The following is a 15,800-nucleotide window of genomic DNA, read 5'->3' as shown; positions in this document are numbered from 1 at the left end:
ATCTAAAAAAATCCAAAAGTAAAAATCCAGGTAATCAGTATAATCAGCGTAATCCTGAGCCAAGACAAAATTCGCGTCGAATGCCTTATTTTTGTTTGCAAATTGACGACCGTTGAAACACCTTGCCGCGCTTAATAAATACTTTCTTACCAATAAATGGCTGCTGATCCTTGGACTGTTGTTTACCGCTATATCCATTGTATTCAGTGTTTTCCAGCCTATCATGGTACGCCAGATCTTTGACCTGCTGGCGCATAATATAGATGAATACCGGCTGCTGGACAATACTGCGCTGAAGGTGGCCTTCCGTGCGGATTTCACGCATGTACTGGCGTTTTACGGGGTGAGTATCCTGCTGTTTGCATTGCTGAGCGGATTCTTTTTATTCCTGCAACGGCAAACGCTGATTGTAATGAGCCGTCATATCGAGTACGATCTGAAGAATGAAATTTACCAGCATTATCAGAAGCTGGATCTTAACTTTTTTAAGATGCATCGTACCGGCGACCTGATGAGCCGTATTACAGAAGATGTATCACGGGTACGCATGTATGTAGGTCCTGCTATCATGTACGCATCGCGGACTGTATTTCTCATCGTGATCATTGTATACCTGATGCTGGAGGTGAATCCTTTGCTGACGCTGTATACCTTGTCGCCATTGCCTTTCCTTGCCTTAACCATTTATTATGTGAACAGGATCATTCACCGCAAAAGCGAAAAGATCCAGTCGCAGTTATCCAATATTACTTCCATTGCGCAGGAATCTTATTCCGGTATCCGCGTAATAAAATCATATATCCAGGAAGATGCCAGCGCGCGCCATTTTGAAGAAGCGAGCGAAGCGTATAAAGACAGCTCTATCAGCCTGGCTAAAACAGACGCCCTGTTTCAGCCCACTATGGCGCTGATGATTGGCCTGAGCGTGATCCTCACTATTTTCATAGGTGGTATTCAGGTAATCAAGGGAAATATTACTGTGGGCAACCTGGCGGAATTTGTGATCTATGTAAACATGCTGATGTTCCCGTTCTTTTCTATCGGGATGGTGGCGTCCATGATACAACGTGCTGCGGCCTCACAGCAACGTATAAACGAATTTTTGCAGATAGCGCCTACGGTAAAGGACGAACCGGATGCAAAAACGGTGAAACTGGAAGGAGGGGTGCGGCTGGAAAATGTGACTTTCACTTATCCGCATACGGGGATTACCGCCATCAGCGATTTTAACCTGGATATCAAACCGGGGCAGAAGGTGGCCGTTATTGGCAGAACCGGGTCCGGCAAAAGTACGCTGGCGCAACTGCTTATCCGGATGTACGATCCGCAGGAGGGGAAGGTGATGGTAGACGACCAGGATATCCGTCACCTGCGGCTGGCCGATTTGCGTAGCCAGATCAGTTATGTGCCGCAGGATGTGTTCCTGTTTTCCGACAGCATCGCCAATAACATCCGTTTTGGCGATCCTAGCGCCAGTATCCAGGCGGTGCAAACCGCTGCCAGGCAGGCTTCCGTGGAGAAAGACATCCTGGGTTTCAATGAAGGCTTTGATACCGCCATCGGGGAGAGGGGCGTAACGCTGAGCGGTGGCCAGAAACAGCGGATCTCCATTGCGAGGGCGCTGATCAAGGACCCGGACATCCTCATTTTCGACGACTGCCTCTCCGCCGTTGATGCCCGTACCGAAAAAGAGATTATAGGTAACCTGTATGCCTATCTGAAAAATAAGACAGCCATTATCATCACTCACCGGATATTTGCCTTGTTTGAGTTCGATAGCATAATCGTACTCGATGAAGGAAAAATTGTAGAGCAGGGAACACATAATGATTTATTGTCATTGAACGGATACTACGCAGAGCTGTACGCGCGTCAGCAATCCGGCGACGAAGAAAGTGTAAGTGAGTAGCAATCACGTGCTTGTATATTCCCTGCCGCAGCCCGTTACACGCGGCTTTTATGATTTTTCAAAATCATTTAAAAATATTTTGATATTTGTAAAACAATAGTATATTTGTCTCTTATTGTAACAGGATTTGATTCGTTAACACTTAAATCTATCAACTGTGGCGTACGAAAACAACAATCAACAGGAAAGAAACAATGATAGCATCTTTTCTAAACGATTGAAAGCGGGCAAAAGAAGAACGTACTTCTTTGATGTAAAGACCACTCGGGGAAACGACTATTTTCTTACTATAACAGAAAGTAAGAAGCGTTTTAATGACAACGGTTATGACAGGCACAAAGTATTCCTGTACAAGGAGGACTTCAACAAGTTCCTGAACGCACTAACCGAAACCATCAACTATGTTAAAACGGAGTTGATGCCCGATTTCGACTTTGATGCCTACAACCATGATTATGTGCAGGAAGAACAGGACGAAACAGAAACAGAAGGAGTTGAAGTTAGCGCTTCAATAGCCGCCCCTGTTGAGGTAGAAGTACCTGTTGAGGCGTCAGTAGCCGCCCCGGCTTCACATAGCTCAGACGAGGTAGACAAATGGTAAGATTTTTACTTAAAGATTTTTACAAAAAATAATAGGCAACCCCCGGATTTCTCCGGGGGTTTTTTATTACGCGGATTTTGTCTTACTCAGGATTACGTTGATTTTACTGATTAGCTGGATTTTTACTTTTGGATTTTTTTGGATTTTTAGATTAATAATTAAGGGAGATAAAAGCGATATATTCGCTTCTATCTCCCTTAATCCTTTATAAAATCAAAAAGTAAAAATCCAGCTAATCAGTAAAATCAGCGTAATCCTGAGCCAAGACAACATCCGCGTTCGCCGGAGGCGAACAATTACGCCGTGCGCATATGCTTCCACGCGTTGATCAGGCCATTGGTGCTCGCATCGTGGTTAAGTATGATGTCGTTGTTTTCCAGTTCGGGTAATATTTTGCTGGCTAATTGTTTGCCGAGTTCCACGCCCCATTGGTCGAAGCTGTAAATGTTCCAGATCACGCCCTGAACAAAGATCTTGTGTTCGTAGAGGGCGATCAGTGAACCCAGGGAGCGGGGGGTTATTTCCTTTACCAGGAAGGAATTGGTGGGGCGGTTGCCAGGGAAAATTTTCGATGGCAGGATATTCGCCATTTCTTCTGCCGAAGCGCCGGACTTCTCCAGTTCAGCACGTACCTCTGCTTCCGTTTTACCATTCATCAGCGCTTCTGTTTGTGCAAAAAAGTTCGACAATAGTTTCACATGATGATCACCGATGGGATTGTGGCTGATAGCCGGTGCGATAAAGTCGCAGGGAATCAGGCGGGTGCCCTGGTGGATGAGCTGGTAGAAAGCATGTTGACCGTTGGTGCCTGGTTCGCCCCAAACGATAGGGCCGGTTTCATAACTAACGGTGTGGCCTGTACGATCGGTGGATTTACCATTGCTTTCCATATTGCCTTGCTGGAAATAAGCAGCAAAGCGGTGCATGTACTGGTCGTATGGCAATATGGCTTCTGTGGCGCTGCCGAAGAAATTACCATACCACAGGCCAATCAGCGCCATGATAATAGGTATATTCTGTTCCGGTGGTGTATCGGCGAAGTGCCTGTCCACTGCATGTGCGCCATCAAGTAGCTGCGTGAAGTTGTCGTACCCGATGGTGAGTGCAATAGATAAGCCGATAGCGGACCACAGGGAATAGCGGCCGCCAACCCAATCCCAGAATTCAAACATATTTTTTGGATCGATGCCAAAGGCTGTTACTGCTTTTTCGTTGGTAGATAAAGCGGCAAAATGTTTGGCTACAAATTTCTCATCTTCCGCGTGTTCCAGGAACCAGTTGCGCGCAGTGTGGGCGTTGGTCATGGTTTCCTGGGTGGTAAATGTTTTGGAGGCGATGAGGAACAGGGTTTCGTCCGGTGTAACTTTTTTCAGGGTTTCGGCGATGTGTGTGCCATCTACGTTAGATACAAAATAGGTTTGTATGTTAGGTTTCCAGTAGGGTTTCAGCGCTTCCGTAACCATCACCGGGCCGAGGTCGGAACCACCGATACCGATATTTACGATATAACGTATAGGCTTACCCGTGTATCCTTTCCATTCGCCGGAGTGTATCTGCCGGCAGATGTGATCCATTTTGTTCAGCACTGCTTTTACATCAGGCATCACATCGCGGCCATCCAGTAAAACAGGTTTATCTGACGTGTTGCGTAAAGCGGTATGCAGTACAGCACGGTTTTCTGTCACGTTTATTTTTTCTGCGCCAAACATCGCTTTGATCGCATCCGGTACGCCGCATTCTGCTGCCAGTCCTAATAACAGGCTGCGGGTATCTTCCGTAATAATATTCTTGGAGTAGTCGAAAAGGATGTCTTCAAATTTCAGGGAAAACTCACTGAAGCGTTCTTTGTTTTCCATAAACAAGGCACGCATATGTACCTTTTTCATTTCTTCAGCGTGCTTCTTTAAGGCGTCCCACGATTTGGTGGTTGTTGGATTGGTAGATGGAAACATAGTCGTGTATATATTAAATGCGCATCAAAAATAATCTTTTAGATTCATGATTTCTGTTTCCTGTACAATTGCCAGGAAATTGTTATGGCAATCACGCCAATGGCAATAATGCAGGTATGGATGATGGGGTTCTCATCCATGGTGTCGGCAGCCCTTCTCTTCAGCAGGATACCATAGAAGGCCCACACAATAACAAGGGCATAGGTGATATTGTTGCGAAGCAGCACCATGGCTATACTCAGCAGGGTACCCACGCTGATCATGGCAATAGCCCACAGCACCTGGGAATGGCGGCTGCCTTCCCACCCGGTGTATACCAGCAGCGCCGTGATATTAGCGATGGTGGCAATAGAAATCCATCCAAGGTAGATGCTGAAAGGAATATGAATAAATAATTTCTCCGTCAGCGTAGCAGGAGCGATGCCGATACCAAAGTTGAGATGTACGATGATCAGTGAAATCAGGAGGATCACCATGATAGCCACGCTCACAGGTATCAGGTGATAATGCCAGGCAAACAGCCAGCAGGCATTGGCCACACAGGAAATGAGGAACCAGTCTTTCATACGCTGCATCACATATGCCAGCGTTGCCGGTTGTTTATTAGAGAAAGATAACCATAATTGATATATGATAAATGCCGTTAAAGAAAGATAGATAACACTCCAGATAGAGAACGTAATTCCCGCCGGTATAAAAAGGTTAGGGTATTCTTCCGAAATCTGTGCGGTTGTTTTACCATTGATGGGAAGCAGCACTGCCAGTGCGTTTGCGGCTATCATGATAATAAAACCTAGCGTGTTGAAGATGGACCGGTTTTTAAAGTGGAGGGTTTCATGGCTCACCATAACGGATGGGTGCTTTTTATAATATTAGTGACATGGTTACCGTGTTACAACACAAAAATTATGCTAAAGTAAACAATCACAACAAAGTTTGAAAGCCGTTAGTATATATCTCCATTTTTTCCATACATTTGCCAGCTATGACAGCAGAGCAACTTAAAGCTATGAGGGACCGTTTATATGTCCTGGGAGGTTTTCTTTAACGTACCTGACCGATTAGCAAAAATAGAAAACGACAAACAACTAAGCCTGGCGCCCGGTTTCTGGGACGACAACGTCAGAGCCACTTCGATTCTGAAGGAAATAAAGGTTAACAAATATTGGGTAGACCTTTACGATCAGGTGAACGCTGCAATTGACGACAGCGCTGTACTGAACGATTTTTTCAAAGAAGGGGAAGCAACGGAAGAAGAGGTGGAACAGGCCTACAATGCTGCAGTAGCAGCGCTGGACGACCTGGAATTTAAATCCACCCTCAACCAGCCGGAAGATGAAATGCCCGCAGTATTAACCATTAACTCCGGTGCAGGCGGCACGGAAAGCCAGGATTGGGCCGAAATGCTGCTGCGCATGTACCGCATGTATGGCGAAAAGCAGGGATGGAAAGTATCAGAAATTGATACACAGTATGGAGATGGCGCCGGTATCAAATCCGCTACGCTGGAATTTGATGGCGACTTTGCATATGGCCACCTGAAAGCGGAAAGTGGTGTACACCGCCTCGTCCGTATTTCACCTTTCGATTCCAATGCACGCAGACATACTTCTTTCGCCTCCGTATATGTATATCCGTTAGTAGACAATACTATCGAGATTGCAGTGAACCCGGCAGACCTGGAATGGGAATTTTACCGTTCAGGTGGTAAGGGCGGACAGAACGTAAACAAGGTGGAAACAGCCGTACGTTTGAAGCACATCCCATCCGGTATCATCATCGAATGCCAGCAGGCACGTACGCAGGGAGAGAACCGTGAAAAAGCGCTCACCATGCTGAAATCACGCTTGTATGAAGAAGAGATTCGCAAAAGGGAAGAACTGAAAAATGCAGCCAACGCCAACAAACGCAAAATTGAGTGGGGATCACAGATCAGATCATACGTATTCCATCCGTATAAAATGATCAAGGACCATCGCACCGACTTTGAAGTAGGCAACGTAGGACCTGTAATGGACGGCGACCTGAACGGCTTTGTGAAAGCATACCTGATGATGCAGAAGGAAGAGGACAATAATTAATAAGTATCGACTAATTATTAATAAGCGCGTAGGCGTTGTATAACTTAATTTTGCTGCGGAAACAATACTCGTAGTCATTTGTTTATTTGATTGTTTGTGCGCCTCCAGGTTTACAAATGATCAAATAAACAAATATAAAAATTAGGATACAATGAATACAGGATACTTTGAGTACGCAGCGCCTGCTAATGAGCCTGTGTTGTCTTATGCACCCGGTTCTGCTGAGAGAATTGCATTAAAGAAACAATTAGCCGCCTTCAAAAGCGAAGTAGCAGATATACCCATGTATATCGGTGGTAAAGAAATCCGCACCGGAAATACCGTTGATCTGCGCCCTCCCCACGAAATCAAACACAAATTAGGTCACTTCCATATGGGCGATGCGTCTCATGTGAAAACCGCCATCGCAGCAGCGCTGGAGGCACGTGAAAAATGGGCCAATATGGACTGGGAACAACGCGCCGGCATCTTCCTGCGCGCTGCCGAACTCCTGGCCACCAAATACCGCTATCACATCAATGCCGCTACCATGCTGGGCCAGAGTAAGAATCCTTACCAGGCTGAAATTGACAGCGCATGTGAACTGATCGACTTCCTCCGCTACAACGTACACTTCCTGAGCGAAATATACCGCCAGCAGCCGGTTTGCGCCCCCGGTATCCATAACAGGGTAGAATACCGCCCGCTGGAAGGGTTTGTACTGGCCGTTACACCGTTCAACTTCACCGCTATTGCCGGTAACCTGCCCACGTCTGCCGCTATGTGCGGTAACGTAGTAGTATGGAAACCCGCCAATACACAGGTGTTTGCTGCACAGGTGATCATGAAGGTACTGATCGAAGCAGGCCTGCCCGATGGTGTTATCAACCTCGTGTATGCCAACGGTCCCGTTGTCGGCGACGTTTGCTTCGCAGATCCTCACTTTGCAGGTATTCACTTCACCGGCTCTACTGGCGTATTCCAGACCATGTGGAAAACCATCGGTGAAAACATCCACAAATACAAAACTTACCCGCGCATCGTTGGTGAAACAGGTGGTAAAGACTTTGTACTGATCCACAAATCAGCGGATGTTGACATCGCCGTTACCGCTTTGGCCCGCGGCGCTTTTGAATACCAGGGACAGAAATGTTCTGCGGCCTCCCGTGCATACATACCAAACAATCTTGCTGACGATATAAAATCAAAATTAGTTGCGGAGCTGAAAACTATGAAAATGGGCAGCACCGAAGATTTCAGCAACTTCATCAACGCAGTGATCGATGAACGCTCTTTCGATAAGATCGCCCAATACATCGACAATGCAAAGAAAGATCCGGCGGTAAAGATCATTGCCGGCGGTAATTACAACAAAGCTGAAGGTTACTTTATTGAGCCTACCGTTATCGAAACTACCGATCCGAAATACATCACTATGTGTGAGGAAATTTTCGGACCCGTATTAACGATCCACGTGTACGACGCAGAGAAATTTGAAGAAATCATGCAGGTGGTAGACAGTACCTCCGAGTATGCTTTAACCGGTGCCATCATTGCGCAGGACCGTTATGCAGTGGAACTGGCTACCCGCACCCTGGTAAACAGCGCCGGTAACTTCTACATCAACGACAAGCCAACCGGCGCAGTAGTAGGACAGCAGCCATTTGGCGGCGCCCGCGCTTCTGGTACCAACGATAAAGCAGGCTCTATGCTGAACCTCTATCGCTGGTTAAGCGCCAGGAGCATCAAAGAAACTTTTGTACCGGCTACTGATTACCGGTACCCGTTCCTGAAAGAAGCTTAGTAAATGTTCATGATTTATATGCGGGCGGTGGATCTATATCCATCGCCTTTTTTGTACCTTGCATCCTCATTCAGTATCCAGGAATTATGCAGGCAGATATCTTACAAAAATACTTCTCAGCACCTCATGAGCATTACCGCGTAGCAGACCTTGAACAATTACTGCTCGCCGACGGAACGCCGCAGCCTGAAGCCAGCATCGCTGCCGCCGGCGCTTTTGATGAGTATTTTAAGAAACAGCTGCGTAAAAAAGGAACTAAAGCGGCTATCTTCTTTGGCGTGGGCCTCATTGCCCTTATCCGCGTTATTACCCTTACCAACCGCGAAGAAGGCAGCTTTATGCAGGTGTCTTTGTCCCTGGCGCTGGTAGCTTTTGCGTTGGTGCTAGGGATCATATGGGGCATGCAGCTGTTTGCGCTTAAGGAAGAGATTTCCACATTTAAGGATATGAGAAAGTTGTAGTATCTTAAGATACCCATGAGACAGCTTTTTATCTTCATTTCTTTATCCCTGGCAGGTTGTAGTATACACCACAAAGAACCTGCAGATAAAATCATTCAGCCTGCTCCTGTAAAACAGGTTATCAAATCCCCACAAATTGTATTCAGCAAAGTAACCGGAGAACCCACTGAGATTCCCGTCAAGGATCTCGATAATTTCCTGCGGGAGAAATATCATTTACAGCGTTCCTTCGAAAAAGAACTGGAAGTTAAAATGAAGGAGACGGAAGAAGTGATGGGAGAAAAACTATTAAAGCGGGTCGATTTGCAAAATGAGCAGTACAATATTCATTATGAATATTTTTCAGGTTATACGGAACCAACTGCTGTTAAGCTAATCATTAACGATAGAAAAATAGACAGATGGTTATGGGAGTCATCCAATGAAAACCAGGCAGCATCAGATCTTACGTTGAATAGCGTATACACATTCCATAGTAATAATGCTGATTACCTTGTTATTACAGGTAATAACTTACAAGCGGTAGGTAAGTTCAGCCAGATCACCTTCGGACTTCTGATTAACCTCTCTAATTCATCACTTACAGCAAAGGTATTGACAACCTATAGTAATCCCGGAAGATTTTTCTTTAATCCTAATGGGGAAACAGGCCGTCTAAAGTATTTAACCGCCTATCCACTGGATAATGATGACGGGGAACTGGCAGCACATCTTTCTGTACAGGTAAATGAAATAGTGATGCCTTGAGGCATCACTCACTGCAACTTCTGCAACGCTGCCAGCGACTCTGTTACATGTTTCTCTCCATCGCGCAGCGAATTGAATTCATGCACAATCACGCCGTTCTTATCTACGATATAAGTCACACGACCCGGTATCACAAAAGTATTAGGCACACCAAATAATTTGCGTACTTCATTTTTCGGATCACTGAGCAGGGTGAAAGGAAGATTGTGATGCGTGGCAAAACTGCGATGCGAAGCCACGTTATCGGCACTGATGCCGATTACCAGTGCGCCGTACTTCTGAAAGTCCTGGTACGAATCACGGAATGAACATGCTTCTTTGGTGCATACACTGGTTTCATCTTTCGGATAGAAGTAAATGACCAATGGCTGTTTGCCTAATACGGTATTGATATCAAAAGTTTTTCCATTCTGGTCCTGTAGCGAAAAGGCTGGAATTTTATCCCCTGTTTTTAATTGTCCCTGGGATTTACATCCCCATAATTGCAGAAAGGCGGTCATAGCTAAAATGATCTTTAAAAGTTTCATACCCCGTTTATTGATACTGCTAAAGTACGAAGAGTAGAGGAGCAACGGGTCATATTGATTTTTTTGTGTAACTATAAGGCAGCAAGCCTGTTTTAAAACAGCCCTGTTTTAGAAAAGATTCCCTTGTTTATCAATCTTTTCTAATATTCAGCTTTTTATCTGTAGCATTTAATCATTATTTTTGGCCCCTAAAACGTTGTGTTTTGAAAACCATACTAAACGGCAAGCAAATGGCTATTACGATAGACAGGCTTTGTCATCAGTTGATAGAAAATAACTTACAGTTTGAGCAAACCGTGCTGATTGGATTGCAGCCCCGGGGAATTTATTTATCCGGAAGGATTCATCAAACCTTGCTGAAATTAGTACCCGGAGCGCGTATCGATTACGGTAAACTGGATATTACTTTTTACCGGGACGATTTTAACCAGAGCAAAACCCTGCATGTACCCAACGAAACGAATATTGATTTTTCCATAGAAAATAAAAAGGTAGTGTTGATAGATGATGTGTTGTATACCGGCCGTACAATCCGTTCGGCGCTGGACGCAATGCTGGACTTTGGCCGGCCCGCGGCTGTAGAGCTGCTCACGCTGATCGACCGTCGCTTCAGCAGGCAGTTGCCTATTCAGCCCGACTATACCGGACGTACCATTGATGCCCTCATTTCCCAGAAAGTAAGGGTGTTGTGGAACGAAAGAGATGGTAAAGACGAAGTAGTTCTGATTGACTAAAATGAATCCGGATTTCAGAATTCAGATTTCACCCTTTATATTTGCACATTAATGTCACTTTCTGTAAAACACTTACTCGGAATTCGCGATCTGCAGCGCCAGGATATAGAGCTTATTTTTCAAACAGCCGACCAGTTTAAGGAGGTTTTACAAAGGCCTATTAAAAAGGTTCCTACGCTTCGCGATACAACAATTGTAAATTTATTTTTTGAGAACTCTACCCGCACACGCATCTCTTTTGAGCTAGCGGAAAAGCGCCTGGGTGCAGATACGGTTAACTTTTCTGCCTCCGGATCTTCCGTTTCCAAAGGGGAAACGCTGATAGATACGGTGAACAACATCTTATCCATGAAAGTGGATATGGTGGTGATGCGCCACTCTGCCAGCGGTGCGCCGCATTTCCTGGCAAAGCACATCAACGTGCCCATCCTCAATGCGGGCGACGGCATCAATGAACATCCCACCCAGGCATTGCTAGATGCCTTCTCCATCCGGGAAAGGCTCGGTAGTGTGGAAGGTAAGAAGGTAGCCATCTGTGGCGATATCATGCACTCCAGGGTAGCCCTTTCCAATATCTACTGCCTCAAAAAACTGGGCGCAGAAGTAACAGTGGTAGGCCCGCCCACACTGATCCCGAAATACATGGCAGCTGCTCTCGGCGTAAATGTGAGCTACAATATCCGCGAAGCCCTGCAATGGTGCGATGTGGCCAATGTGTTGCGTATTCAGCTGGAAAGACAAAACACCCCGCTGTTTTCTTCCCTCCGGGAATATTCCCTCGCATACGGTGTAAACCGCCAATTGCTCGATAGTTTAAATAAAGAAATTGTGATCATGCACCCCGGACCCATTAACCGCGGGGTGGAAATAAATTCTGATGTGGCAGACTCAGGTCAGTCCATCATCCTCGAACAGGTGGAAAACGGTGTGGCCATACGTATGGCGGCATTGTACCTGCTCGCAGGAAAGAAAACGGAGTAGAAACATACTTACTACCTGCTATGTTGCCCAATGAAGACGATTTTCCTCCGTTGAATTCAAAATCCGCAAGACGGCTAACCGTTGTGCTGAAAGTATGCCTGCTGACCTTTTTTGCATTGGTCCTGGCGGCGCTACTGGCAGGTGTGGTATTTTCCTTTTGGATAAAAGAAACAGGTGCACGGATGCTTACGATAGGCGTCGCAGCGCCGGTTTTATGTGCTTTGATATGGATGGCAGTCGCCACTTACCGGTCAGGCAAGCCCCGGTATACGCGGGCCCGGGTAGACAGGGAAGGGCTGCACCAATACGGCGAAGGTGTACCTGCGCTGTCGTTGTGTTATGAGGCGCTGAGTACAAATAGCAGCGGCGATGCGTACGACGTGCTTTGGACCGATTGGGGTTACGACGAAACGAATCCGGGTTTGTATGTGTTTGTCAAAAACGAATCCGGAGCGGTGCGGTTGCAGGCGGTGGAGTTTAGAATTTTCCTGGTACCCAATGGGAATGACCTGCTGGCGCATTTTGTAAAAGGTATCATGCGCTTTCGACCCGATTTGAAAATAGCGCCCCAGGTGCTGAGTCGCTACAGGATTGCACACTAGCTGATTTTAATGGCAGTGCATAAGGCCGGATCAGAAGCCAACAGTCAGCCCCAAAGTATATGATCTGAAAAACGGATATACGTTTCCGTTATAACCTCCCGCCTGTTCAGGATCATAATATTTAATTTTCATTTTAGTAGTTTCCCACAGATCCTGTCCGGAGAAATAAATACGCAGATTAGTGATCCATATTTTCTTCAGCCAGTTCGGCGGCAGGGTATAACCTACCTGCAGGTTTTTCAACCGGATGTAGGCGCCATTCATTGCCCAGTGGGAGGATGGGGCGGTATTCTGCTGGTCGTTCAGATACAGCCGTGGAAATAATGCGTTGGGATTTTCCGGCGTCCAGTAGTCCTGGTTAATGTCCCAGGGCTGCTGCCAGTTACCGGTAAAAGGAAGATTATAGCGCGGATCAGGCATCACCTTGCGTCTGGCCACTCCCTGGAAGAAAACGGAGACATCAAATCCTTTCCAGGCAAAACCCGCGTCGATCCCGTAGGAGAACTGCGGATCGGTGCTGCCCAGGTATACGAGGTCGGCATTGTCTATTTTGTTATCGCCGTCGATGTCTTTATAGCGAAGGTCGCCCGGACCGGTATTTTCGTGCTGGAAGGCATGCTGCGTCACTTCACCGGCCGATTGGAAGTAGCCATCAGACTCATAGCCAAACAGGGAAGAGTAAGGATATCCTGCGATGCCCTGGTTCCAGCCAGCCTGTGGCGCCACATTATCATTTTTCAGTACTTTATTGCGGTTATAAAAGAGATTCCCGTTAATATACCAGGTAAAGGGGCCCCGGTCGTCTCTCCAGCCCAGGTTGATTTCCCAGCCCCAGGATTTCATTTCACCCCGGTGAAAATCCAATGGCCAGGCCCCGTCTGTGGAGGCTGTCAGTACCGGGATCTGCATGTCGCGGTTATGCTTAATAAAATAATCTGCTGCAATGGTCAACCGGCCCCTGAACAAAGTAGCATCCCAGCCGTAATTATTGGTAGCAATGTTTTCCCATCCCTGTGCCTGGATGATGGGGTTCTTGTAAACAAAAGGCTGAAAACGGGGCAAGGTGTTAAAGCTGAAAGTCTGCAACCGTTCGTCGTTAGGAATACTGTTCCAGCTGTTGATATTCCCCAATCTGCCCCATGACCACCTCAGTTTGAACTCATTGAAAAATGGCAACGCGCGGTTAAACCATGTTTCGTTATTCAGGCGCCAGCCGGCGGAAAACGACGGGAATGCCTGCCACTGTTCGCCGCCAACAAAAGAGGTGCTGTACTGTGATAAGCGCGATGCTATGAGGTTTGCTTCCAGCAGGTAGCGGTTGTCGTAGTTGTAACTGATCTTTCCGAATATCGACAATAAAGAACCGCTGGCCGCCAGTAACTGCGTGTATGCAGGCGCGTTATTAAAGTGATTGGAATTGATTTCAGCCTGGCTGATATCGTACGATGCCGCCGTGTTTTGCGTGGTGTTGTATGTTTCCTGCGTGGCGCCGCCGAGCAGGTGAATGTTATTTTTATTTTCTTTGATGTCGTAGTCGGCCAGCAGTTGCAGGTTGCCGCCTTTTGCTTCCAGCTTGCTTTTCTGCAGCATATTATGCGGCTGTACCAGCGTGGCGGTATCCACCCGGTTCCATAAGGCAATGGTATTGCGGCCCATATCGTCCCGCAGGGTGTGTTTTTGCGGACTGTAAATAAGCCGGAGCGTAAGACCCTTTGCGAGGCTGTCGGCCCGCAGGGTAAATACCGCATCGATATAATTATTTTTTTCATCGCGTTCCCCGCCATCTTCCAAAACAGCATATCCCGGTGCGCCGCCATAGGCATAGTTGCCGGTATTGGGCACATACACCGGCACATTACCCGGTCCCCGGAAAATGCCTGCCAGCAAGCCATTGGGGCCCTCTACCGGCTGGGAAGGGGAGAAGGTATTGGTTTGGGCGTACGACAACCGCGTTTCCAGGCTGAAGTGTTTACTAAAGCGGTTGTTCAGGTTCACGCGGGCATTCACTCGGTGGGTACGGTCCGGGCCAACGGCAAATAGTCCCTGCCGCCCGAAGTAACCCAGCGATGCAGAGAACTGGTTGGAGCTGTCGCCGCCTTTTACCGACAGGTTATAGTTTTCAATGCCGGTTCTGCTTTTGGTAAGCACCGGCAAAGGATTGTAGTTATAATAGTATTTGTAGAAGTCAGGGTTTTGATAGTCGATCGCATAGTGGTTCCCTGTTTTCATTAAATCTATCTCCATGGGGTCCCAGGGGGCGGTTTGACCGGCATTTTCCGCGGCGGTGTTCTGCATGGCGGCCGATTGCCAGGAGGGCAGCCGGTTGGGCAACCGGATGGGTGTTTCAAATCCGCCAAGGGTGTTGAAATCCACTTTCAGCTTACCAGGTTTCCCGGTGCGGGTAGTTACCAGCACCACACCGCCTGCGCCGCGTGCGCCATAAATAGAGGCAGCAGCTGCATCTTTCAGGATGGATACGGATTCAATGTCGTCGGGGTTAATGACGGCCAGGGAACCGGGCACGCCATCGATGACCACAGGCGTATTACTGCCGGAAGAAGAGCCTACGCCCCGTACCTGTATATTAAATCCTTCGCGGCCGGGCTGTCCGTTGCTGCGGGTCACCACCAGGCCGGTGGCGGTACCCTGTAAGGCGGCCATCACGTTGGCTACCGGGCGGCTTCTGAGCCGTACGCCATCCACCTGCGCAATGGCGCCTGTGATATTAGCGCGTTTCTGCAGGCCATAACCCAATACTACCAGCTCGTTGAGCTTCCGCAGATCAGGTTGCAGCAACACCGATATACTCCTTCTTTCCCTCACGGCAATTTCTTTGGTTTCAAACCCGATAAGGGACACCTGGATGATAGCCTGCCCATTGGCCAGGTCCACTTTGAAAGTACCATTTTCCGTAGTGGCGGTACCGTTAGTGGTGCCTTTTTCCCTGATAGATACACCGCTTAAAGGCTGCATACCGTCGGAAACGGCGCCGGTAAGGGTCCATTTATCAGGATTGGAGCTGGTGCTGGGAGGAGGTGTGAGATCTGCCGCAGTGGCGTTGAGCGGGATAACGATGATCTGGCCGTCTTTTATCTCTACTTTATATTTGGCAGGAGGGAAGATCTTCGGCAATACTTCCAGGAGAGGGCTGTTGTGAACATGTAAGCTAACGCCCTGGCGGGTTTCCAGTTCTCCGGAAGAAATAGCAAAGGTATACTTTGTTTGTTTTTCTATTTCCCGGATCACGGTTTTCAGGCTGGCATTGGTAAACTGAAGGGAAACTTTTCTTGGAGGGGCATCAGGATTTTGGGCCATAGCTACAGCATTGGCCAATACCAGGATAACAACGAAAATAAAATCAGGCACGCGTCCAAACCTGGAATTGGAGATACGCGCCTGTAGCAATAATTGCTGCATAAATA

At 47.3% G+C, this 15,800-nt stretch carries 13 protein-coding genes; 9 read left to right on the top strand and 4 right to left on the bottom strand.

The features are described from left to right. Positions 1 to 112: 112 nt before the first annotated feature. Positions 113 to 1,909, top strand: coding sequence for an ABC transporter ATP-binding protein (locus ACLHR0_RS09945; protein ID WP_436486227.1), 1,797 nt, complete (start codon positions 113 to 115; stop codon positions 1,907 to 1,909). A gap of 157 nt (positions 1,910 to 2,066) precedes the next feature. After that, complete coding sequence (locus ACLHR0_RS09940; RefSeq protein ID WP_436486225.1) at positions 2,067 to 2,510, top strand: DUF3276 family protein; 444 nt, start codon at positions 2,067 to 2,069, stop codon at positions 2,508 to 2,510. Positions 2,511 to 2,806: 296 nt separating this feature from the next. On the opposite strand, the gene pgi is transcribed toward ACLHR0_RS09940, so the two are convergent. Together pgi and ACLHR0_RS09930 are read right to left on the bottom strand one after the other, a co-directional pair. Beyond that, positions 2,807 to 4,462: a glucose-6-phosphate isomerase gene (pgi, locus tag ACLHR0_RS09935; protein WP_429048079.1), complete on the bottom strand. Its 1,656-nt coding sequence runs from the start codon at positions 4,460 to 4,462 to the stop codon at positions 2,807 to 2,809. Positions 4,463 to 4,506: 44 nt separating this feature from the next. Then, complete coding sequence (locus tag ACLHR0_RS09930) at positions 4,507 to 5,310, bottom strand: hypothetical protein (protein WP_429048078.1); 804 nt, start codon at positions 5,308 to 5,310, stop codon at positions 4,507 to 4,509. Between the two features lie 137 nt (positions 5,311 to 5,447). On the opposite strand from ACLHR0_RS09930, the gene prfB reads away from it, so the two are divergent. The 4 genes from prfB to ACLHR0_RS09910 all read left to right on the top strand — a co-directional run bounded on the left by prfB (position 5,448) and on the right by ACLHR0_RS09910 (position 9,534). After that, positions 5,448 to 6,543 (top strand): peptide chain release factor 2 gene (prfB, locus tag ACLHR0_RS09925; protein WP_143313671.1). Its coding sequence is split into 2 segments (ribosomal slippage): positions 5,448 to 5,507 and positions 5,509 to 6,543, totalling 1,095 coding nucleotides; the frame shifts between segments, so codons are not numbered across the junction. A 151-nt stretch (positions 6,544 to 6,694) separates the two neighbouring features. Continuing rightward, entirely contained in the window at positions 6,695 to 8,326 is a 1,632-nt protein-coding gene (gene pruA, locus ACLHR0_RS09920; RefSeq protein WP_429048077.1) for an L-glutamate gamma-semialdehyde dehydrogenase, read from the top strand. Positions 8,327 to 8,412: 86 nt separating this feature from the next. Beyond that, positions 8,413 to 8,787, top strand: a complete 375-nt coding sequence (locus ACLHR0_RS09915) for a hypothetical protein (protein ID WP_436486221.1) — start codon at positions 8,413 to 8,415, stop codon at positions 8,785 to 8,787. Positions 8,788 to 8,802: 15 nt separating this feature from the next. After that, complete coding sequence (locus ACLHR0_RS09910) at positions 8,803 to 9,534, top strand: hypothetical protein (protein ID WP_429048073.1); 732 nt, start codon at positions 8,803 to 8,805, stop codon at positions 9,532 to 9,534. An 8-nt stretch (positions 9,535 to 9,542) separates the two neighbouring features. On the opposite strand, the gene ACLHR0_RS09905 is transcribed toward ACLHR0_RS09910, so the two are convergent. Beyond that, a complete protein-coding gene (locus ACLHR0_RS09905; protein WP_436486219.1) occupies positions 9,543 to 10,061 on the bottom strand; it encodes a peroxiredoxin in 519 nt (172 codons plus the stop codon). A 203-nt stretch (positions 10,062 to 10,264) separates the two neighbouring features. Between ACLHR0_RS09905 and pyrR the strand changes: the two genes are divergently transcribed. Genes pyrR through ACLHR0_RS09890 form a run of 3 tightly spaced genes read left to right on the top strand, consistent with a single transcriptional unit; the run spans position 10,265 to position 12,378 of the window. Continuing rightward, a complete protein-coding gene (pyrR, locus tag ACLHR0_RS09900; RefSeq protein WP_079471968.1) occupies positions 10,265 to 10,795 on the top strand; it encodes a bifunctional pyr operon transcriptional regulator/uracil phosphoribosyltransferase PyrR in 531 nt (176 codons plus the stop codon). 51 nt (positions 10,796 to 10,846) lie between these two features. Then, positions 10,847 to 11,776 (top strand): aspartate carbamoyltransferase catalytic subunit, encoded by a 930-nt coding sequence (locus tag ACLHR0_RS09895; protein WP_429048072.1) that lies wholly within the window; start codon positions 10,847 to 10,849, stop codon positions 11,774 to 11,776. Between the two features lie 20 nt (positions 11,777 to 11,796). Continuing rightward, entirely contained in the window at positions 11,797 to 12,378 is a 582-nt protein-coding gene (locus tag ACLHR0_RS09890; protein WP_436486216.1) for a hypothetical protein, read from the top strand. Positions 12,379 to 12,408: 30 nt separating this feature from the next. Here ACLHR0_RS09890 and ACLHR0_RS09885 read toward each other — a convergent pair whose 3' ends face one another. After that, positions 12,409 to 15,795, bottom strand: a complete 3,387-nt coding sequence (locus ACLHR0_RS09885; protein ID WP_436486214.1) for a SusC/RagA family TonB-linked outer membrane protein — start codon at positions 15,793 to 15,795, stop codon at positions 12,409 to 12,411. Positions 15,796 to 15,800: the final 5 nt, after the last annotated feature.

Origin of the sequence: Chitinophaga sp. ARDCPP14, from assembly GCF_051362515.1 — a bacterium.
Lineage (GTDB): Bacteria > Bacteroidota > Bacteroidia > Chitinophagales > Chitinophagaceae > Chitinophaga.
This window is presented reverse-complemented; position numbering and strand designations above follow the sequence as displayed.

Coding starts and splice junctions, on each gene's coding strand:
- pgi (WP_429048079.1), bottom strand. CDS start 4,462: ATGTTTCCATCTACCAATCCAACAACCACCAAATCGTGGGACGCCTTA.
- ACLHR0_RS09930 (WP_429048078.1), bottom strand. CDS start 5,310: ATGGTGAGCCATGAAACCCTCCACTTTAAAAACCGGTCCATCTTCAAC.
- pruA (WP_429048077.1), top strand. CDS start 6,695: ATGAATACAGGATACTTTGAGTACGCAGCGCCTGCTAATGAGCCTGTG.
- ACLHR0_RS09915 (WP_436486221.1), top strand. CDS start 8,413: ATGCAGGCAGATATCTTACAAAAATACTTCTCAGCACCTCATGAGCAT.
- ACLHR0_RS09910 (WP_429048073.1), top strand. CDS start 8,803: ATGAGACAGCTTTTTATCTTCATTTCTTTATCCCTGGCAGGTTGTAGT.
- ACLHR0_RS09905 (WP_436486219.1), bottom strand. CDS start 10,061: ATGAAACTTTTAAAGATCATTTTAGCTATGACCGCCTTTCTGCAATTA.
- ACLHR0_RS09895 (WP_429048072.1), top strand. CDS start 10,847: ATGTCACTTTCTGTAAAACACTTACTCGGAATTCGCGATCTGCAGCGC.
- ACLHR0_RS09890 (WP_436486216.1), top strand. CDS start 11,797: ATGTTGCCCAATGAAGACGATTTTCCTCCGTTGAATTCAAAATCCGCA.
- ACLHR0_RS09885 (WP_436486214.1), bottom strand. CDS start 15,795: ATGCAGCAATTATTGCTACAGGCGCGTATCTCCAATTCCAGGTTTGGA.